This window comes from Hymenobacter agri (assembly GCF_054778495.1).
On record NZ_BAAGZM010001147.1, the window covers coordinates 1 to 751 of the forward strand.

Here is a 751-nt window from a genome sequence, read left to right on the forward strand (position 1 = left end):
CGTCGGGCGCGCACATGGGCAAACGCCTCGCTCAGGCCCGTGTAAGACGAGCCAAAATCGGCCCCGTCCACCTGCAGGCGGCGCAGGCCGGGGAAGCCGGCGGCAAACTCGTAGGCGCTCATGGCGCGCATCTCGCGGCCGGTGGCCGAAATGCCCCAGTCGTTGTCCTGCACCAGATACACGATGGGCAATTGGTGCAGAATAGCCATTTGCAGCGCCTCGGCCACTTCCCCCTCGGTCATAGCGCCATCACCAATCGAGCATAGCACCAAGGGCTTTGCTTCGGCATTCAGTTCTTCACTGCGCGGCACGGCGAGCTGCTGGCTCTCAAAGTAGGCCAGCGCATGGGCTGCGCCGGTGGCCGGAATGGCCTGCATGCCCGTGGCCGAGCTCTGGTGCGGAATCATCGGCACGCCGGGGCGGCGCAGCGAGGGGTGCGAATAGTACGTGCGGCCGCCACTGAAAGGGTCGTCGGCCTTGGCCAGCAGCTGGAGCATCAACTCGTAGGGGCGCAGGCCCAGGCCCAGCAGCAGGGCGTCGTCGCGGTAGTATGGGGCGGCGTAGTCGGTTTGCTCCAGCAGGAAAGCGGCGGCCAGCTGCACGGCCTCGTGGCCGCGGGCGGTGGCGTGCACGTAGCGGGCGGCCACCGCTTTTTCTTCCTCGTAGAGGGCGGCCATTTCGGCGGCCGTATGCATCAGGCCATACGTGCGCTTCAGCAAAGCGCTGTCGAGCGGGGCGTTGGCCGGCGTGG

The 751-nt window shown here is 67.2% G+C and carries 1 protein-coding gene; it reads right to left on the bottom strand.

The genetic code is table 11. From position 1 onward, the window contains the following. On the bottom strand, positions 1 to 719 hold a 719-nt coding region (locus ACYVDE_RS25015), incomplete at its 3' end, for a thiamine pyrophosphate-dependent enzyme (protein ID WP_460504220.1). Positions 720 to 751: the final 32 nt, after the last annotated feature.